This is a genomic window from Streptomyces sp. NPDC037301 (assembly GCF_055602785.1).
On the sequence record NZ_JBVJWD010000012.1, the window covers coordinates 51,060 to 69,951 of the forward strand.

General features: G+C 70.4%; 19 protein-coding genes and 1 pseudogene. 13 read left to right on the top strand and 7 right to left on the bottom strand.

Going from position 1 to position 18,892, the window contains the following annotated elements:
* Nucleotide 1: 1 nt before the first annotated feature.
* A complete protein-coding gene (locus ACZ7IB_RS20435; RefSeq protein ID WP_470914217.1) occupies nt 2-238 on the bottom strand; it encodes a DUF397 domain-containing protein in 237 nt (78 codons plus the stop codon).
* A pseudogene (locus ACZ7IB_RS20440) lies at nt 235-366 on the bottom strand (transcriptional regulator); the annotation flags it as partial. The gene ACZ7IB_RS20435 and the pseudogene ACZ7IB_RS20440, both read right to left, overlap by 4 nt.
* A gap of 2 nt (nt 367-368) precedes the next feature.
* On the opposite strand from ACZ7IB_RS20440, the gene ACZ7IB_RS20445 reads away from it, so the two are divergent.
* Entirely contained in the window at nt 369-521 is a 153-nt protein-coding gene (locus ACZ7IB_RS20445) for a hypothetical protein (RefSeq protein WP_470914219.1), read from the top strand.
* On the opposite strand, the gene ACZ7IB_RS20450 is transcribed toward ACZ7IB_RS20445, so the two are convergent.
* Nucleotides 522-2,387, bottom strand: a complete 1,866-nt coding sequence (locus ACZ7IB_RS20450) for a serine/threonine-protein kinase (protein ID WP_470914220.1) — start codon at nt 2,385-2,387, stop codon at nt 522-524. It lies immediately after the preceding gene.
* Nucleotides 2,388-2,720: 333 nt separating this feature from the next.
* On the opposite strand from ACZ7IB_RS20450, the gene ACZ7IB_RS20455 reads away from it, so the two are divergent.
* The 3 genes from ACZ7IB_RS20455 (at nt 2,721) to ACZ7IB_RS20465 (ending at nt 5,830) form a co-directional block, all read left to right on the top strand.
* Nucleotides 2,721-4,094: an aminotransferase class III-fold pyridoxal phosphate-dependent enzyme gene (locus tag ACZ7IB_RS20455; RefSeq protein ID WP_470914222.1), complete on the top strand. Its 1,374-nt coding sequence runs from the start codon at nt 2,721-2,723 to the stop codon at nt 4,092-4,094.
* 105 nt (nt 4,095-4,199) lie between these two features.
* Nucleotides 4,200-4,973, top strand: a complete 774-nt coding sequence (locus tag ACZ7IB_RS20460) for a GntR family transcriptional regulator (RefSeq protein ID WP_470914225.1) — start codon at nt 4,200-4,202, stop codon at nt 4,971-4,973.
* Nucleotides 4,974-5,179: 206 nt separating this feature from the next.
* On the top strand, nt 5,180-5,830 hold the full coding sequence (locus ACZ7IB_RS20465; RefSeq protein ID WP_470914498.1) for a hypothetical protein: 651 nt from the start codon (nt 5,180-5,182) through the stop codon (nt 5,828-5,830).
* A gap of 94 nt (nt 5,831-5,924) precedes the next feature.
* On the opposite strand, the gene ACZ7IB_RS20470 is transcribed toward ACZ7IB_RS20465, so the two are convergent.
* The gene (locus tag ACZ7IB_RS20470) at nt 5,925-6,701 is read right to left on the bottom strand and encodes an SLATT domain-containing protein (protein ID WP_470914227.1); all 777 of its coding nucleotides are present in this window, start codon (nt 6,699-6,701) and stop codon (nt 5,925-5,927) included.
* 356 nt (nt 6,702-7,057) lie between these two features.
* Here ACZ7IB_RS20470 and ACZ7IB_RS20475 point away from each other — a divergent pair, with 356 nt between their 5' ends.
* The 7 genes from ACZ7IB_RS20475 (at nt 7,058) to ACZ7IB_RS20505 (ending at nt 14,134) form a co-directional block, all read left to right on the top strand.
* Nucleotides 7,058-7,393 (top strand): YbaB/EbfC family nucleoid-associated protein, encoded by a 336-nt coding sequence (locus tag ACZ7IB_RS20475; RefSeq protein WP_266365457.1) that lies wholly within the window; start codon nt 7,058-7,060, stop codon nt 7,391-7,393.
* 83 nt (nt 7,394-7,476) lie between these two features.
* Nucleotides 7,477-8,076, top strand: coding sequence for a recombination mediator RecR (recR, locus tag ACZ7IB_RS20480; protein WP_093899342.1), 600 nt, complete (start codon nt 7,477-7,479; stop codon nt 8,074-8,076).
* 113 nt (nt 8,077-8,189) lie between these two features.
* Nucleotides 8,190-8,849, top strand: a complete 660-nt coding sequence (locus ACZ7IB_RS20485; protein ID WP_093899341.1) for a DUF5063 domain-containing protein — start codon at nt 8,190-8,192, stop codon at nt 8,847-8,849.
* 682 nt (nt 8,850-9,531) lie between these two features.
* Nucleotides 9,532-10,803, top strand: a complete 1,272-nt coding sequence (locus ACZ7IB_RS20490; protein ID WP_266360279.1) for an aspartate kinase — start codon at nt 9,532-9,534, stop codon at nt 10,801-10,803.
* Nucleotides 10,800-11,864 carry an aspartate-semialdehyde dehydrogenase gene (locus ACZ7IB_RS20495; protein ID WP_470914231.1) on the top strand — a complete coding sequence of 355 codons (1,065 nt, stop codon included), beginning with the start codon at nt 10,800-10,802 and terminating at the stop codon, nt 11,862-11,864. Before ACZ7IB_RS20490 ends, ACZ7IB_RS20495 begins: the two co-directional genes overlap by 4 nt.
* A gap of 360 nt (nt 11,865-12,224) precedes the next feature.
* Complete coding sequence (locus ACZ7IB_RS20500; protein WP_470914232.1) at nt 12,225-12,800, top strand: SigE family RNA polymerase sigma factor; 576 nt, start codon at nt 12,225-12,227, stop codon at nt 12,798-12,800.
* The gene (locus tag ACZ7IB_RS20505; RefSeq protein ID WP_470914234.1) at nt 12,797-14,134 is read left to right on the top strand and encodes a hypothetical protein; all 1,338 of its coding nucleotides are present in this window, start codon (nt 12,797-12,799) and stop codon (nt 14,132-14,134) included. The genes ACZ7IB_RS20500 and ACZ7IB_RS20505 overlap by 4 nt, the downstream gene beginning before the upstream one ends.
* Nucleotides 14,135-14,225: 91 nt before the next feature.
* On the opposite strand, the gene ACZ7IB_RS20510 is transcribed toward ACZ7IB_RS20505, so the two are convergent.
* A complete protein-coding gene (locus ACZ7IB_RS20510) occupies nt 14,226-15,092 on the bottom strand; it encodes an SURF1 family protein (RefSeq protein ID WP_470914237.1) in 867 nt (288 codons plus the stop codon).
* 282 nt (nt 15,093-15,374) lie between these two features.
* Nucleotides 15,375-17,252 (bottom strand): S9 family peptidase, encoded by a 1,878-nt coding sequence (locus ACZ7IB_RS20515; protein ID WP_470914240.1) that lies wholly within the window; start codon nt 17,250-17,252, stop codon nt 15,375-15,377.
* A 71-nt stretch (nt 17,253-17,323) separates the two neighbouring features.
* Here ACZ7IB_RS20515 and ACZ7IB_RS20520 point away from each other — a divergent pair, with 71 nt between their 5' ends.
* Nucleotides 17,324-18,160, top strand: coding sequence for a class I SAM-dependent methyltransferase (locus tag ACZ7IB_RS20520; RefSeq protein WP_470914242.1), 837 nt, complete (start codon nt 17,324-17,326; stop codon nt 18,158-18,160).
* A gap of 40 nt (nt 18,161-18,200) precedes the next feature.
* Here ACZ7IB_RS20520 and ACZ7IB_RS20525 read toward each other — a convergent pair whose 3' ends face one another.
* Nucleotides 18,201-18,560 carry a winged helix-turn-helix transcriptional regulator gene (locus tag ACZ7IB_RS20525; protein ID WP_470914245.1) on the bottom strand — a complete coding sequence of 120 codons (360 nt, stop codon included), beginning with the start codon at nt 18,558-18,560 and terminating at the stop codon, nt 18,201-18,203.
* Here ACZ7IB_RS20525 and ACZ7IB_RS20530 point away from each other — a divergent pair.
* Nucleotides 18,538-18,783: a hypothetical protein gene (locus tag ACZ7IB_RS20530; protein WP_470914249.1), complete on the top strand. Its 246-nt coding sequence runs from the start codon at nt 18,538-18,540 to the stop codon at nt 18,781-18,783. The genes ACZ7IB_RS20525 and ACZ7IB_RS20530 overlap by 23 nt on opposite strands.
* Nucleotides 18,784-18,892: the final 109 nt, after the last annotated feature.

Here is an 18,892-nt window from a genome sequence, read left to right on the forward strand (position 1 = left end):
GTCAGTTCGCCCAGGTGAGGAACGTCGACCAGGCGTCGGGGGCGACCGCGAAGGTGGGCCCCTCGGGCACCTTGGAGTCCCGGACGTGGACGGCGTGGGGGCAGGTGGCGACCTCGATGCAGTCACCGCCGCTGGCGTTGCTGTACGAGGACTTGCGCCAGTCGAAGGCGACTTCGATGCAGATACCGCCGCCACTGTCGCTGTAGCTGGACTTGAACCACTGCAGGGTGTTGCTCATTCCTCGTCTTCTGCCAACCGCTGGATGAGGCCCAGCGATTCACGAGAGCCCATGGCCTGTGATCGGATCTTCGCATAGCGCTGGGCGTATGTGCACACCTTTGCCGGGGCGCTGATCAGGGGCGACTCCGTTGAACGCGGCGGTGGGCCGGATCAGTTACGTGCCGATCCCCGCCCTGGCCGGCCGTACATGGCCGCTGGCGTGGCATTTCCCGCCGACGGCGCCGGACCGGTTCGTCCACACACTGTTGCTGCTGAACGCGGCGTCCGCGTTGCTGGGCTGATCAGTCGGCCTTGGTGTACGTGAGCTGTTCGCCGCTGTCCGTGTTCTCGCGGCGCAGGGAGCCGTCCGGGAGCAGGGTGAGCGTGGTGGGTTTGCCCGCGGTGCAGGACGTCATGGGTTCGCCGACGACGACCGTGGAGGGGCCGACCTCGACGGGGCCGTTCGGGGACGGTTCCGCGGTCAGGTTTGCCTGGAAGACGCAGTGGTAGGAGCCGCCGCTGTCGAGCGGGCCGTCCGCGGTGAGGGTGAGGACGGTCCGGCCGACCGTGCCCTGCTGGATGGCGAGTTTCCGGGTGGAGTGGCCCGCGGCGTTGTCGATGGAGCCCGACCAGGTGCCCAGGTAGCCGGCGGGTATGGGGCCGTCGCTGTTCTTCTTGCCGTCGGAGGGGGAGGGGGCCGCGTCCGGGGACGACGGATCGTCGGTGACGGGGGAGTCCGAGAGGGATGGGGACGGGTTGGGCGTCGGCCCCTTGTCGTTCATGAACGCGTAGACGGAGCCGCCCGCGCCGATGGCGACGAGCACGGCGATCGCGACGAGGGCGATGGTCGAACCCCTTCCGCGGCGGTCGGGTTCGGGGCCGGGCTGCGGGACGGCGGGGTAGCCGGGGCCGTAGGCGGGTGTGGCGCCGAAGCCGGGTTGTTGTTGCTGCGGATATCCGTACCCGGCGTAGTTCTGCTGGGTGCCGAAGGCCTGGCCGGGGTGCGGCTGGGCGGGCAGCTGTGGATGGCCGTACGCGGGGGAGGGCGGCCCGTGGGGCGGGGCGGGCGCGGGGGCGGGTGTCGTCGGGGGGCCGGCCATCGGGGGGAGCGTGTGGACGGCGCCGGGCGTCTGCGGCGCGGGGCGGTCCGTGGGTGCTTCGGGCGCTGGGGGCGCCGGCGGCGCTGCGGGTATTGCCGGTGCCGCGTCCGCCGCCGCCTCGGCAGCTTCTTCCGGGTCCTCGGAGTCCAGCAGTTCCACGGCGCGGCGGCCGAGTTGGGCGATGAGTGCGCCCGGGAGCCAGGGCTCCGTCGTGTCGCCGTCGACCAGACGCTCCAGGATCGCGTCCGTCGTCGGGCGGGCGGCCGGGTCCTTGTGCAGGCAGTCCCTGACCAGTTCGACGAGGTCCACCGGGACGCCGGTCAGGTCCGGGTCGTCCTGCGCGATCCGGAACATCTGCGCGTGCGCGCCGCTGTCGGACGCCCCGAACGGAAGCCGGCCGGTCGACGCGTACGCCAGTACCGAGCCGAGACAGAACACGTCGCACGCCGGGGTCACCCGCTCGCCCCGCACCTGCTCGGGCGCCATGAAGCCGGGCGAACCGACCAGGGCCCCGGTGCGGGTCAGGCCGCCGCCTTCGGCGACGGTGTCGAGTGCCCGGGCTATACCGAAGTCGATGACGCGCGGTCCATCGATCGTCAGCAGGATGTTGGAGGGCTTGAGGTCGCGATGGATGAGCCCGGCGGCGTGGATGGCCTGGAGGGCCTGGGTGAGACCGGCACCCAGGATGTGAACCGAACGCTCGGGCAGGGGGCCGTACACACCGGAAGCCGATCCCACGGGGCCGCCCGCGCGGCCGGAGACGGTGGCCTGGAGGGAGGGCCCGGCGACGTATCCGGTCGCGACCCAGGGAACGGCGGCCTCGGTGTCGGCGTCCAGCACGGGGGCGGTCCAGGCGGAGCCGACCTGGCGGGCGGCGTGCACTTCCTGGCGGAAGCGGTCGCGGAACTCCTGCTGTTCGGAGAGCTCGCCGCGTACCAGCTTGATCGCCACGGTGCGGCCGCGGTCGGAGCGGGCCAGATAGACCTGGCCCATGCCGCCTGCGCCGAGCCGGCCCAGCAGGCGGTAGGCGCCGATACGTTGTGGGTCGGTGGGCCCGAGCTTTTCCATGGTGTGCGTCCTCCCCCATGCGGCGATACGCCGGAACGCGTTGAGAATAGCGGCGCGCGGTGTGCCCCGGCGGGCGTGGTTCTCAGGCCCGTCCGTGGGGTGCCCTGGTCCTGCCCCCCCTGCTCTGTCCTCAAGCGCCGGACGGGCTGTTCTACCGCCGGACGGGCTGGATTCGGCGCCCGTCACGGAGACGGTCGCCGGACGGCCCCCGGTTCCCGCTGCCCGCCCCCGCCCCCACCCACCGCGCCGACCCGACACCCTGCCGACCAAAGCGCCCCACGCCATACAAGGTGGCCATGTCGAGCCGCTCCCGGCGCGACCTACGCTCACCGCATGACCCCTCATGCCCCTCATGCCCCGCATGTCGACCCCGCTGCCGGTGCGGCCGTGAAGGCCGCCGACCGCGCGCACGTGTTCCACTCCTGGTCCGCCCAGGGCCTGATCGACCCGCTCGCCGTCGCCGGCGCCGAGGGGGCGTACTTCTGGGACTACGACGGCAACCGCTACCTGGACTTCACCAGCGGCCTCGTCTACACCAACATCGGCTACCAGCACCCCACCGTCGTCGCCGCGATCCAGGAACAGGCGGGCAAGCTCGCCACCTTCGCCCCCGCGTTCGCGATCGAGGCGCGTTCCGAGGCCGCACGCCTCATCGCCGAGCGCACCCCCGGTGACCTGGACAAGATCTTCTTCACCAACGGTGGCGCGGAGGCCGTCGAGAACGCCGTCCGGATGGCCCGGCTGCACACCGGCCGTACGAAGGTGCTCTCCGCCTACCGCTCGTACCACGGCGCCACCTCCACCGCGATCAACCTGACCGGTGACCCGCGCCGCTGGCCGTCCGACAACGGCTCGGCGGGCGTCGTCCGCTTCTGGGCCCCGTTCCTCTACCGCTCGCCGTTCTACGCCGAGACCGAGGCCGAGGAGTGCGCCCGCGCGCTCCAGCACCTGGAGGACACCCTCGCCTTCGAGGGCCCCGCCACCATCGCCGCGATCATTCTGGAGACGATCCCCGGCACGGCGGGCATCATGACGCCGCCGCCCGGCTACCTCGCGGGCGTGCGCGAGATCTGCGACCGGCACGGAATCGTCTTCATCCTCGACGAGGTGATGGCCGGCTTCGGGCGCACCGGCAAGTGGTTCGCCGCCGACCACTTCGACGTGGTGCCGGACCTGATGACGTTCGCCAAGGGCGTCAACTCCGGTTACGTACCGCTCGGCGGTGTCGCCATCTCCGCCGAGATCGCCGCCACCTTCGAGACCCGCCCCTACCCGGGCGGACTGACCTACTCCGGTCACCCGCTGGCCTGTGCCGCCGCTGTCGCCACCATTCATGTGATGGAGGACGAGAAGGTCATCGAGAACGCCGCCCGCATCGGCGAGACGGTCCTCGGCCCCGGCCTGCGCGAGCTCGCCGAACGCCACCCGTCGGTCGGCGAGGTCCGCGGCCTCGGCGCGTTCTGGGCGCTGGACCTGGTCCGCAACAAGGAGACCCGCGAGCCGCTGGTCCCGTACAACGCTGCGGGCGAGGCCAACGCGGCCATGGCGGCCTTCGGCGCGGCGGCGAAGAAGAACGGCCTGTGGCCCTTCATCAACATGAACCGCACCCACGCCGTTCCGGCCTGCAACGTCACCGAGGCCGAGGCCAAGGAGGGCCTCGCCGCTCTCGACGTGGCGCTGTCGGTCGCGGACGAGTACACCGTGTAGCGCGGGCCCGCGCTACCCAGCAGTACGGCGCCCCTCCCCTGCCCGGATCCGGGCACGGCGACCCTGGCTTAAGGTGACCCAAGCCGAAAAAGGGGAAGGGGCGCCATGCGCGTGGGCGGAGCTGTAACCCGCAGTACGCTGCGGCAGCAGATCGCGGACGCGCTGCGTGACGAAGTGCTTGCCGGGCGTTTGCAACCGGGACGGGAGTTCACCGTCAAGCAGATCGCCGAGCAGTACGGTGTCTCGGCGACTCCGGTACGCGAGGCGCTCTTCGATCTCTCCGCGCAGGGCCTGCTCGAATCGGATCAGCACCGCGGTTTCCGGGTGCGTGAGTTCACCGTCGCCGACTACCGGTCGATGGTCGAGGCCCGCACCCTGGTCATGGACGGTGTCATCCGCGGCATCTTCCACGGACCCGCGCTGTCGTCCGCGCGGACGGCGACGTACCCGGACTGCCTGGTCTCCGTACGTCGCAGGGCCCAGGAGGCCGCACGGGCTGCGCAGGGCGGCGACCTCGACATCCTCATCGGCTACGACCTGCGTTTCTGGCGCGAGCTGGGCGCGCTCGTGGGCAACACGTACATCAACGATTTCCTGCACCGGCTGCGCGTCCAGGCCTGGGTGTTCGCGGTGCCGTACCTGCGCCATGACGCGGGCGCCCGGGACTGGCTCTGGCACGGCCATCCGGAACTGGTCGCGGCGATCACGCTCGGCAGCCACGACGCGGTGCGCGCGGTAATTGACGACTTCAACGCACACGCGCTGAGCTGGGCGGCCCGGCTCGCGGCCGGAACCCCCTCGCACCCGGGCCACGGTCCGCAGCCGACCGGGCAGGCACCGCCCCCCGGGTCACCGGAGCCGGAGCTTCCGACGCGCTGACCGTACGTCAGGAGCCAGAGACTCCTACGCGCTGACCGCGCGTCAGGAGCCGCAGCACCCACGCGCCGACCGCGTCGGCCGGGGCCTCGGGCCACGACCGGCCCCTACCCGTAACCACCGGCCACTGTGCGCGACGAGCCCGCCGCATTACGCTGTCCCGACCGTTGTGAATATTCCGATGCGTACCCGTGGGAGAGCGAGACTTCGTGGCCTGTGACCTGTGGCTGGTCCCCCTCGTCGATGTGCTGTGCCACAGCGCCGACAACCCGTTCGCCGAAGAGATAGCCGTCTACGACAAGGCATTGGGTGAGGCCGGACTGCCGCCCGTCCCCGTGTACGCCTACATGCCGGGCCTGAACGGCGAGGTCGCCCCGGTCGCGGGCTTCGACTACGACGCACTGCACTTCCTGCGCCGCGCCTATCTGCTCCAGCTCAGCGGCCTCGCCGTCACGCCCGTCGACGAACTGGGCGGGGATTACGAGCAGTTGCTGGAGATGTTCGGGGCGGCGGCCCAGCAGTCCCACCTGGTCTGGCACTACGACCATGCGGGGGCGTACGTTCCGCTGGACTTCGCCGTCCCGCTCTCCAACGACGACCTGCTGGAGGGCGGCGGCCCGCTCGGCTCCGCGCACGGGCTGCTGCGGGAGCTGGCGTTCGTCGCCCCGTCCATCGGCATCGACCCGGCGAACCCGCCGGCCGCCCCGCTGCCGCCCGCCGCACCGACCTCGCTGGAGGAGTCGGCGGGCCCGATTCCGTACGACGGCAGTCCGTTCGCCCGTGAGCGGCACGTCTGGCTGGGCCTGCACGCGGCGGCCACCCGCAGCCTCGCCCAAGGTTCCATGATCATCTTCAGCTGATCGGATACCGGTACCGGTTCCCGTGCAGGTGCCGGTACAGGTACGAGTACAGGCATCAAGACGGTCACGCGCCTCCAGGGTCACCGTGGCGGGATCACCGGGGGGACTCCGGAGGCCGCTGCCGCGGCATGTTCGGCCTGGCCATCGTCTGCATCGGGAACCGCCCCGGCGGCGCCCCCTGGTCCGTACGGCCGCCGCCCCCGCTGCCCGACGACAGCGCCTGCATCCCCATCGGCGCGGGCCCGGCCCGGAACTCCACCATCCAGTCCGCGGTCTCGGTCCGTACGAGCTCCGTGATGTCCTCCGAGAACCGCCGCAGCACCCCCAGACACCGCTCGGCGGCCTCGCTGGCCGTCCCCTCGGTCGGGCCGAGCACCTCCCGCACGCACTCCGACGCCCAGTCGAACTGCAGCACCTGAAGGCGCCGCTGCACGGCCTGGGCGGTGGCGATGTTTCTTATCCAGCCCGAGGTCAGGCCGAAGTACCGGTCGCACGCCATGCACGCGGCGCCCAGCAGCAGCGACAGATAGCCCCAGCCCGCCGCCCCGCCCAGCGCCCCGGTGAGATCGAGCAACGGCAGCGCGGCGCCCGCCACCGCCCCGGCCGCCGTGCCGATCCGCAGCGCCCTGGCCCCGCGCCGCTTCCACACCCGGTCGCGCAGATACCAGCCGGCGGTGTGCAGCGCATCGGCCTCGACCCAGCGGTACAGCTCGTCGAGGCGTTCGGCGGGTTCGCCCCAGTCGCCGAGCGGGAACGGCGTGCCGGTCAGATCCCGGCCCCGCGCACCCCGGCCGTGTGCGCCGGAGCCCGAGCCGGTCGAACCGGGCTCGTTGCGGGGCGGCCCTTCGGGCTGCATCTCCGGCTGACTCACCGGGGTACTCCTCTGCATTCTGCGTAGCGACGCCTGATGTGTGGCGGTGTGTTCGACGGTGGGCTGATCACTGCTCTCCGGCGTGGCCGACTGTCCCGCGTACGTAACCTTGCGTGACGAGCGGTGCGCCTGTGTGTCCTGAGCGCATGCCCTTCCTACCGCCGAATGGTGGGCCGTGGGGTCGAAATCGCGGTATTCCCGGGTGTACAGGGTCTGTGATCAGGTATAGGAGTCTCGCCGACGTTGCCCGAAACTCACTCGAAAGAGTTGCTCGCCAGTGGGTGGGGCGCGCTGCGCGGTGACCACGTAGGCTCGGCGTACCGAAACATTTTGTCGTCGAATTGCCAGGAGTAGCCGTGATTCCCGGTGGTGGTCAGCCCAATATGCAGCAGCTGCTGCAGCAGGCCCAGAAGATGCAGCAGGATCTCGCCGCGGCCCAGGAGGAATTGGCCAGGACCGAGGTCGAGGGTCAGGCGGGTGGCGGTCTGGTGAAGGCGACCGTGACCGGCTCCGGCGAGCTCCGTGCTCTGGTGATCGACCCCAAGGCCGTCGACCCGGAGGACACCGAGACGCTCGCGGACCTCGTCGTCGCCGCAGTCCAGGCAGCGAACGAGAACGCGCAGCAGCTCCAGCAGCAGAAGCTGGGCCCGCTGGCCCAGGGTCTGGGCGGCATGCCCGGCCTCCCCTTCTGACGCTTCTGATCCTTCAGATCTCTTCTGGCCTGCGATCCGAACTCGTAAGTTGTATTCATAGCTCATTCCAGGAAGGCGTTCCGTTGTACGAAGGCGTGGTTCAGGACCTCATCGACGAGTTGGGCAGGCTGCCCGGCGTCGGTCCCAAGAGCGCGCAGCGGATCGCTTTCCACATCCTGCAGGCCGAGCCGACCGATGTGCGCCGCCTTGCCCATGCCCTCCTGGAGGTCAAGGACAAAGTCCGGTTCTGTTCGGTCTGCGGCAATGTCGCCCAGCAGGAACAGTGCAACATCTGCCGCGACGCGCGCCGCGACCAGACGGTCATCTGTGTGGTCGAGGAGCCGAAGGATGTCGTCGCGATCGAGCGGACCCGTGAGTTCCGGGGCCGGTACCACGTGCTCGGCGGCGCGATCAGCCCGATCGAGGGCGTCGGCCCCGACGATCTGCGTATCCGCGAGCTGCTCGCCCGTCTCGCCGACGGCTCGATCACGGAGCTGATCCTGGCGACCGACCCCAACCTGGAGGGTGAGGCCACCGCGACGTACCTGGCGCGGATGGTCAAGCCGATGGGCCTGCGGGTCACCAGGCTGGCCAGCGGCCTGCCGGTGGGCGGCGACCTGGAGTACGCGGACGAGGTCACCCTGGGCCGCGCCTTCGAGGGGAGGCGCCTGCTCGATGTCTGACGCCTCCACGATGACGACGTCCGATGTTCTTGCATCGGCTCACGACGGCTTTACGTTCAGCGACGCTATGTTCTACTCACCGTTCGCGACCGTGCCCACGGGAGGTCCCCTCGATGTCTGACGCCACGCTGAACTCCGTCACGCAGGACCCGGACGACTTCGCCGTCCAGATCGCCGACCAGATCAAGACGTTCATCGTCGCGGTCACCGAGGTGTCCAAGGTCGAGGAGCCGGAGGAGGCCGTCCCCGTCCTGCTGCTCCAGATCTCCCAGCTGCTGCTGGCGGGCGGCAGGCTCGGTGCGTACGAGGACATCGTCCCCGACGAGCGCTACGAGCCGGATCTGGGCGCCGAGCCGGACGCCGACGGCCTGCGCGAGCGGTTCGCCGCCCTGCTGGAGCCGATCGACGTCTACTCCGAGGTCTTCGACCCGTACGAGCCCCGCAAGGCCCCGGTGCCGGCCCGTATCTCCGACGACCTGGCCGACCTGGTCACCGACCTGCGCCACGGTCTGGCCCACTACGAAGAGGACCGCACGACCGAGGCCCTGTGGTGGTGGCAGTTCTCCTACTTCTCCAACTGGGGCTCCACCGCATCCGCCACTCTGCGCGCCCTCCAGTCCCTCATCGCCCACATCCGCCTCAACCAGCCCCTCCAGGAGCTGGACGGCCTGGACACGGACTCGGAGACCGCCGACGACGAGCTGGCCGAGGAGGCGGGACGCGTGATGGCTGAGGAGATCGCGGGACCGCTGGGGCTGCGACCGGTGCAGTAGCGCCCGGCGCCCACCCACCCTTCACGGCAACGTGACACTCGACGTCCGAGTGTCACGTTGTCCGGTCTGTGGCAGTGCCACCGCGCGTTCGGGCTCGATCCCACCCACCCTCCCAAGTCCCTTGCACACACGTGCGAGTGACGTTCCGTGATCCGCTTGCGGCACAGCGTGTGCGCGTTCCGGGTTCGGGTTGAGGAACCCGCAATCCGAAAAACGGACGACCCCGGCGGTGCGCCAACACCAACCGGGGTCTTGCCGAACGAGATCGAAAGCGCTCGATCCTGCCGCGCCGACATCGACCGTGACGAGGCGAGCGGGGCGACCGCCCGCGTGGGCGGGCGTGGCGGCCAGGAGGGCGGCGGACAGGGCCAGGAAGTACGGGGAGCGCGCGGAGTGGCTTACGCATGGCGGGGGCCCCCGAAGGGCGGACCGTAAGGTTCCGGTCCACGCTGGAGGTGGGTGGCTCATGGATTGCGGACCCGGCTCGCCGCGCGTGTGGGCCAGGCCACATACGGGAGTAAGGGCCCGATCGGCGGGCAGCAGCCCCGTACGAGCAGTTCGGGGCGACACACCGATGATCACGTGTTGAGCGGGACATCTCACCATGTGATATCGGCGGGGCGTTTCCGGACTGCTCGTTAAACTGAGTCGACCGCAGTAATGGACTGAGCGAGGAGCGCACGTGGGCCTTGTCGTGCAGAAGTACGGAGGCTCCTCCGTAGCCGATGCCGAAGGCATCAAGCGCGTCGCCAAGCGAATCGTCGATGCCAAGAAGAACGGCAACCAGGTGGTTGTCGTGGTGTCAGCGATGGGCGACACGACGGACGAGTTGATCGATCTCGCCGAGCAGGTATCCCCGATCCCTGCCGGGCGCGAGTTCGACATGCTGCTGACCGCCGGAGAACGGATCTCCATGGCCCTGCTGGCGATGGCGATCAAAAACCTGGGCCACGAGGCCCAGTCGTTCACAGGTAGCCAGGCAGGCGTCATCACCGACTCGGTCCACAACAAAGCGCGCATCATCGATGTGACGCCGGGCCGTATCCGTACGGCGCTGGACGAGGGGAACATCGCGATCGTCGCGGGGTTCCAGGGTGTGTCCCAGGACAAGAAGGACATCACCACCCTCGGCCGCGGCGGGTCCGACACCACCGCGGTCGCGCTCGCGGCCGCGCTGGATGCCGAGGTCTGTGAGATCTACACCGATGTGGACGGTGTCTTCACCGCCGACCCGCGGGTCGTGAAGAAGGCCCGGAAGATCGACTGGATCTCCTTCGAGGACATGCTGGAGCTGGCCGCGTCCGGCTCCAAGGTGCTGCTGCACCGGTGCGTGGAGTACGCACGCCGCTACAACATCCCGATCCACGTCCGCTCGTCCTTCTCCGGACTGCGCGGAACCTGGGTCAGCAACGAGCCGCAAGGGGACCAGAAGGTGGAGCACGCGATCATCTCCGGAGTCGCCCATGACGTCTCCGAGGCCAAGATCACCGTCGTCGGCGTGCCCGACAAGCCGGGCGAGGCCGCCGCGATCTTCCGCGCCATCGCGAACGCGGAAGTCAACATCGACATGGTGGTGCAGAACGTCTCCGCCGCGTCGACCGGTCTGACCGACATCTCGTTCACGCTGCCGAAGTCCGAGGGCCGCAAGGCCATCGACGCCCTGGAGCGCAACCGCGGCACCATCGGCTTCGAGTCGCTGCGCTACGACGACCAGATCGCGAAGATCTCCCTGGTCGGCGCCGGCATGAAGACCAACCCGGGTGTCACGGCGGGCTTCTTCGAGGCGCTGTCGGACGCCGGTGTGAACATCGAGCTCATCTCGACGTCCGAGATCCGCATCTCGGTGGTCACCCGCGCCGACGACGTCAACGAGGCCGTGCGCGCCGTGCATACCGCCTTCGGTCTCGACAGCGATTCCGACGAGGCCGTCGTCTACGGGGGCACCGGCCGATGACCGCCCGCCGTCCTTCGCTCGCGGTCGTCGGAGCGACCGGGGCGATCGGCGGTGTCATGCTCCAGATCCTTTCGCAGCACGCGGATGTCTGGGGCGAGGTGAAACTGATCGCCTCGTCGCGTTCGGCCGGCCGCAAGCTGGTCGTGCGCGGCGAGGAGAGCGAAGTCCTCGAACTCACCGAGGACGTCTTCGACGACGTCGACGTGGCGCTGTTCCTGGTGCCCGACGCCGTCTCCGCGCAGTGGGCGCCGATCGCCGCCTCCAAGGGCACGGTCGTCATCGACGACTCCGCCGCGTTCCGGCTGGACCCGGACGTTCCGCTGGTCGTGCCCGAGATCAATCCGCATGCCGCGCGGATCAGACCGCGCGGCATCGTCGCGAGCCCGAACTGCACGACACTCTCGCTGATCGTCGCGGTCGGCGCGCTGCACGCCGAATTCGGGGTACGGGAACTGGTCGTCTCCTCGTACCAGGCGGTGAGCGGGGCGGGCCGGGACGGTGTCGCGGCGCTGCGCGAACAACTGTCGATGGTGGCCGGTACGGAACTGGGTACGCAGCCCGGGGACGTACGCCGGGCCCTGGGGGACACGGAAGGCAGCCCCTTTGCCGCGCCGGTGGCCCTCAATGTGGTGCCCTGGGCCGGGAGCGAGGCCGGGGGCGGCTGGTCGTCGGAGGAACTGGCGATCCGCGAGGAGTGCCGCAAGGTCCTGGACCTGCCGAGCCTGCGGGTGGCGGCGACCTGTGTCTACGTACCCGTCATCGCGACGCACTCGATGTCTGTGCACGCACGGTTCGAGAACGAGATCGCGGTCGACCGGGCCCACGAGATCCTGGCGACGGCACCGGGCGTCGTGCTCTACGACAGCCCGGCGGCGGGGGACTTCCCGACACCGTCCGACGTCGTCGGCACCGATCCGACCTGGGTCGGACGGGTGCGCAGGTCACTGGACGATCCGAGGGGCCTGGAACTGTTCGTCTGCGGCGACAACCTCCGCAAGGGAGCGGCGTTGAACGTGGCGCAGATCGCCGAATCGGTGGCTGCCGAATTTCCCCGGGTCTGATTCGAACCTGTTTTGTACTCTCTGTGAATGCCCTGTGAGCAAGTTGAAGGTCTCAACCTCTTGAGCTGGGGTGTCGGGGTATCCGACGATGACCTTTCGGCCTGGTGCAACCGTCGGCCGGAGGGCACGCGTCTATGCGGTCACTTCTTGCACGGCGGGGCGCATATTCGGGGCATTTGTGGAAGAGCAGGTACGTATGAGGGCATGTCGCACTGCGGCGAACGCGGTGCCGCGCGCGTACAACCCTGACGGGGGGAAACGTGTCCAACTGGCGTGGCAGAGGTTCTCGATATCACAGTGGTGGGCCCCTTGCGCGGCGCTTCGGTGCGTCCGCTCAGACGGCCCCGCGCGCCCGGCGGTATGCCGGTGATTGCGCCCATGCCCGCTGCACGTCCCGCACGGCTGCCGTCACAGCGCGAGGGCGCTGAGGACAGCGTGGCTGCCGGAACCACGGTCGACCATCTCACCGAGACCTATCGGGCCCACTACCGTTCGCTGCTGGGCCTCGCGGCTCTGCTCCTGGACGACACCGCCTCATGTGAGGACGTCGTGCAGGAGGCGTTCATCCGCGTGCACTCGGCGCGCAGCCGGGTACGGGACCCCGAGAAGACACTCGCGTATCTGCGCCAGACCGTCGTCAATCTGTCGCGCTCCGCGCTGCGCCGCCGCATCCTCGGGCTGAAGCTGCTGTCCAAGCCCATGCCGGACATGGCGAGCGCGGAAGAGGGCGCGTACGACCAGTTGGAGCGGGACGCGCTGATCAAAGCGATGCGGGGGCTGCAACGGCGCCAGCGGGAGGTGCTGGTGCTGCGTTACTTCGCGGACATGACGGAGGCTCAGGTGGCCGAGACGCTGGGCGTATCCCTGGGCTCGGTCAAGGCCTACGGCTCCCGTGGGATCGCGGCGCTGCGCGTCGTGATGGAGGCGCAGGCATGAGTCGGCGCTTCCGCAGGAACGAGAACAGCCACGAGCGTGAGCATCGGATTGACCGGACTGGAAACGGAATTGTGAACGACGGGCCGGAGAGCGCCTCGCATGTGAACCCGGACGTGAAGCCGGACGCGAACTCGGGTACGGATCAAGCGGATCGGGGCCTCGCGGATCGGGACCTCGCGTCCGTGGGAGGCGCGGGTGACCTCTGTGAGGGCGACGCAGCCGCTGAGACGGCCGAGCTCGGGGGGCTGAGCAGCCTCTTCGGCGAGGGCCCGGGCGCGGGTTCCGGTTCGGGGGGCGGCGGCGGCCCGGACATGGACGAGGCCGTGTTGCGCCGCATGCTGCGCGGAGCCGTCCAGCACATCGAACCCCGCGACGGCACTCTCGACCATCTGTACCGCGCGTTGCCCACCCGGCGCGCCAGGCGGCGGCAGGCTGTCGTCGGTATGGCGGCAGCGGCGCTGCTCATCGGCACGGCGGTCCCCGCCTTCGTCCATGTCGCGAACTCCGACGGTTCGAGCACCGCCGACCCCGCGATAGCCGGACACGGTGAGCAGGCGCAGGGCGGCAGCGGCACCGACAACGACTCCGGAGCCGGCGGGAAGAGCAGCGGCGGCAGCGCCGACGGGCAGGCCGACGGCGCCAGGAACCAGCCGACGAGCACGAGCAGTCCGTCCGACAGCCGTGGCCAGGGCGCCGGTGGCAACCTGGTCGGCGGGGTCGCCGACCCGGACAACTCCGCGGTGGCCTCCATGCCGACCTGCGATCCGGGTCAGCTCGGTGTCGCCTCGGCCGAGACGGGCGCGGCGGGGGCCGACGGCACGGTGTACGGCACGTTCCGGATCGCCAATGTCTCCGGCACGGACTGTTCGGTGAGCAGTAGCGGCAGCGTGGGCTTCCAGGCGATGGGCGCGGCCGACCCGGCCAAGATCACGATCGTCCAGCACACCGCGGGTGACGCGGCGGCCGGACTGCCCGACCCCTCGCAGGAGCAGGGGACAGTGCTGCTGAAACCGTCCATGGCGTACGAGGTGAAGTTCGCCTGGGTGCCGAAGGACACATGTCCGACCTCCGGAGGTTCACCGAGCCCGACACCGACGGACGGCGCGGGCGGCGCGGGCGGCGCGGGCGGAGCCGCTGCCGCCGGTACCGGTACCACTGACGGGACTTCGGATACGGCTGCGCAGCTCGGCAGCGAGGACGGCGGCGGGGCGCTGGACGGCAGCGTTGCCGTGACGCACACGCCGGAGGCGGGGGCGCCGGTCGCGGAGACGGAGATCCCCAACGCCTGCGCGGGCACGATCTACCGGACCGGGGTGCTGGCCCCCGCGACGTGACGCAGGGGCGGCGGCGTACGACGCATGCGTGAGGGGGCCTGCCGGTCGATTCGGCGGGCCCCCTCACGCATGCGTGTCTCAGGTGTCTGTCTCAGGCCGTGCCGGCGCTCACGTTGGAGCCGGCGGGATCGGTGGGGCCGGTGTTCGTGCCCGCATCCTTGCCCGCATCTGCATCCGTGTCCGCATTCGAATCCGCGCCGTCGACGAGGCCCAGCTTCAGGTCACGCGTCGCTTCGGCCTCGCGGCGGACCAACCGGAACCACATGAAGAGCACGAACCCGGCGAAGACGAACCACTCGCCGGTGTAGCCGAGGTTCTGGAAGGCCTTCAGATCGAGCCCGGTGCCCTGCGGTACGGCGGCCGGTACGGGACGCAGCGCGCCGCTGGAGCCGGCGTCCTGGAGCGTCACCCATGCGTCGTAGACGTCGTACGGGACGAGGTTGACCAGGGACGCGGCGCTGATCATGCCGAGCTGACCGTCCGGGAGCCCACCCGCCGCGTCGACGCCCGCGGTGCCGGCGTTCTCGGACGCCTGGAGGTCGCCGGTCACCGTGACCTCGCCGGTCGGTGCGGCGGGCACGGCGGTCTGGCCGGGCCGGCCGGGCAGCCAGCCGCGCACCACCGGCAGGGCCTTGCCGCCGTCCGTGCGGAGCATGTTCAGGACATAGAAGCCGCTCTTGTCGTCCAACTCCCGGCCGGGTACCAGGAACTGGTCGGCGTACCGGCCGGTGGCGGTGGCGGGGCGGCCCGAGGTCACCGTGTCGACGGGCAGGAGGTCGTCGATCGGCTTGGCCGCCCTCGTGCCCGGAGCGGGCTGCTTCTCGGCGGCGTCGTGCGTCTGCACGCGGTCCTCGAAGCGGCCGAGCTGCCAGGTGCCCATGAAGATGCAGAACGGGATGGCCAGCACGACGAAGAGGTTGATCCCCCACCATCGCGGGGTCAGCAGGAACCGGTACACCCCTCCACGGTACGGTCTCCGCTCCGGTCGCCCGGAGCGGGGTGCCGGGTGGGGCGCGTCCGAGTGCCGACGGGGCTGCCGGTCATCGGCGTCCGGCTCGGCATCCCGACCTCGCGGGTTGCTCGCCGGGCCACCGCTTTGTCCTCGATCGCCGGACGGGCTCGAATCGGCCCGCCCGAGCGGATCGGGCGGGTCGGCGGTCCGTCCTCGATCGCCGGAAAGGCTCACGATGGCCTGTGGCGGTGGTTTCGCGCGGGATTCGTGCAGGAGGGACAGACGCCCCTATTCGCCGGACAGGCTCGAAGAGGCGGGGGCGCTACCCGTGGCCAGGTGGCGCTGGGCGAAGTCGAGTTCCAGCCGGACTTGCTTGATCCGCTCCTCCACGACGAGCGAACCGTGTCCCGCGTCGTACCGGTAGACCTCGTGCACCGCGTCACGGCCCTTCAGCCGGTCCACGTAGTTCTCGACCTGGCGGATCGGGCAGCGCGGGTCGTTGACGCCCGCCGAGATGTAGACCGGCGCCCGCACGTCGTCGACGTACGTCAGCGGGGACGAGGCCTCGAAACGCTCGGGAACCTCCTCCGGCGTGCCGCCCAGCAGGGTGCGGTCCATCGCCTTCAGGTCCTCCATCTCGTCGTGATACGCCGTGACGTAGTCGGCGACCGGGACCGCCGCCAGGCCCAGGGCCCAGTCGTCCGGCTGCGTACCGAGGCCGAGCAAAGTCAGATAGCCGCCCCAGGAGCCACCGGCCAGGACCAGCTTCGCCGGGTCCGCAAGCCCGGACTTCACCGCCCACTTCCGTACCGCGGCGATGTCCTCCAGCTCGATCAGACCGACCCGGTGCTTGAGCGCGTCCGTCCAGGCGCGGCCGTATCCGGTGGAGCCGCGGTAGTTGACCCGGACGACCGCGTAGCCGTGGTCCACCCAGGCGGCGGGGCCGGAGGCGAAGGCGTCGCTGTCGTGCCAGGTAGGGCCGCCGTGGATCTCGAAGACGGTGGGAAACGGGCCCTCCGCCGGGCCGGCCGGCCGCTGCACGAGAGCGTGGACGCGGCCCCCGGGCCCGTCCACCCACACATCCTCCACCGGCACGGACGCCGGAGCCTTCAAGCCGGGCGGATCGAGCACCACCGCACCCGAGGTGGACCGGATGACGGGCGGCTGCGCCGCCGACGACCACAGGTACTCCACTGTGCCGTCGGGCCGGGCCGTGGCTCCCGACACCGAACCCGCGGGGGTATCCACCCGGACGGGGGCGCTGCCCGCCCCAGGCTCGTACCGCCACAGGTCGCTGCGGGCCTCGAAGCCGTGCACGATCAGCAGCGCGGAGGCGTCCGGATACCACTCGGCGCCCACATCACCGGGCAGGTCGATCGCGAGGTCCGTCTCCGTGCCCGTCATCGGATCCCAGATCATCGGCTCCCAGCGGCCCCGCCGCTGATGCCCGACCAGCAGCCTCGTGTCCCCCGCGACGGGGGCGAAGCCCAGCACGGACAGGCCCAGCTCCTTCGTACCGCCCTCGGTGTCGTCCAGCTCGGCGACCGTCGACCCGTCGGGCCGCACCACGCGCAGCGCGGAGTGCATCGCATCGCCGTGCTCGGTGTGCTCCAGGGCGATCAGCGTCCCGTCGTACGACAGGTCACCGACGCCCGCCGACTCGCGGTGGCGGTAGATCTCGACGGGCGCGGCCCCGGGCCGTACGACATGGATCGTCGTCCCGTCCTCGTCGGTCGAACGGCCGACCACCGCCGTACCGTCACGCCCGATCGCGAGCCCGGCCGGGTACGAGGCACCGAGACCGGGTGCCGCCGGCTCGTCCACCGCCTCCTCGCCCTCGCCGCCGTGGAACGGCTGGCGCATCCACACCCCGAACTCGTCCCCGTCGGTGTCGCTGAACCACCAGACCGACTCGCCGTCCGGTGTCAGCACACCGTCAGTCGTCCCGTTCGGCCGGTCGGTCACCTGGCGCTGCTTGCCGGTCTCGCGGTCCCATGCGTACAGCTCGTACGTCCCCGTGGCATTGGAGACGAACAGCGCGCGGTCCGGCGCATCCTCCGCCCAGTCGGGCAACGACACCCGTGGCGCCCGGAAACGCTGCTCCCACTCCGGTACGGAATCGGTCGCCGGTGCGGTGGGGGCCGTCGAGTCAGTGATCTCAGTCATGTCCCCCATTCTGCGCCGGAACGCCGACAATTCGTTCGCATCGCCCGCAGGCTGTGGATAACCTCCCGGGCATGAATGCACCGACCCCTGCCGACTGGCACGAGGCCAACCGTGCGCACTGGGACGAGCGGGTCCCCATCCACGCCGGGAGCGACTTCTACGACCTGGATTCCTTCCGCGCCGGCAAGGATGCCCTGCGCGACTTCGAACTCGCCGAGGTCGGGGACGTCACGGGCAAGTCGCTGCTGCATCTGCAGTGCCACATCGGGGTCGACACCCTCTCCTGGGCCCGGCACGGCGCCGCACACGTCGTCGGTCTGGACTTCTCCGAACCGGCCGTGGAGACCGCGCGCGGGCTGGCCCGCGAGCTGGGGTTCACCCAGGACCGGGCAGCGTTCGTCGCCGCCGATGTCCATGACGCCGCGCAGGCCGTCCCGGACTCGTCGTACGACATCGTCTACACCGGCGTCGGCGCGCTGAACTGGCTGCCCGACACCCGGCGCTGGGCCGAGACCGCCGCATCGCTCGTGGCGCCCGGCGGCTTCCTCTACCTCGCGGAGTTCCATCCGCTCACGGACTGCCTCGACGACTCGACCGGCGCGAAGGTCGTCCACGACTACTTCAGCCGCGACGCATGGGTGGACGAGACGCCTGGCACTTACGCGGACTTCGACGCACCGACCGTCCACAACCGCAGCGTCGAATGGCAGCACCCGATCGGCGACGTGGTGTCGGCGCTGGCCGCCGCCGGGCTGCGGATCGAGTTCCTGCACGAGCACGACGTCTCGCTCTTCGCCCGCTTCTCGGCGCTGGAGCGGCACGGCGACGGCTTCTACCGCTTCTCCGCCGACCGTCCGCGCATCCCGCTGATGTACTCGGTCAAGGCGTCGCGCCCGGCCGGCTCCTGACCGAAGACCGACACTCAAGGCCCGTTGTCAGTGGTGGGGTTCAGACTCGAACCATGACCACGACTGCTGATCTGCGCACCGCGGTAAAAACGCACTGGAGGCGGCCGACAACCGCGACTGGGACACCCTCCGCCGCCGGTTCATGGATCATGACCACCGGCTGCTCCTCCAGCACCCACCGGTCGCCCCAGTCCAGCAGGGCCCGGATCACCGGCGCGAGATCACGACCGGACTCGGTCAGGTGGTACTCGTAGCGCGGCGGCCGTTCGTTGTAGGGCCGCCGCTCGACCACCCCTGCCTGCTCCAGTGAGCGCAGCCGGGCCGCGAGGCGGTCCCGGGGTGCGCCGGTGTTGCGGGCGATCGCCTCGAACCGGTGGTTGCCGAAGAAGATCTCGCGCACCGCGAGCAGCGCCCGTTTCTCACCCACCACATGCAGCGCGGCGGCGGCCGAGCACGGCCGGCCGGGCAGCGAAAACGCCGGGACGCTGCTCGGCGCCCCTGACGGACCGGCCGAGGCGCTCGACGCATTCCGGCACGGCTGGTGGGTGGCCGCAGCCACCGCCGTAGTCGCCGCTGCGACCGCCCTCGCCCTGCACCGGCGGGACGCCGCTGCCCGCGCCTGAAGCGACACGCCCGCGCGTGAAGCGACATCGCCTTCGCCCGAGGCAATATGCCCGCGCCTGAACGCAACAGAAGCGCGGTGGGCGGCCGGAACATCCCGGCGGCCCGCCG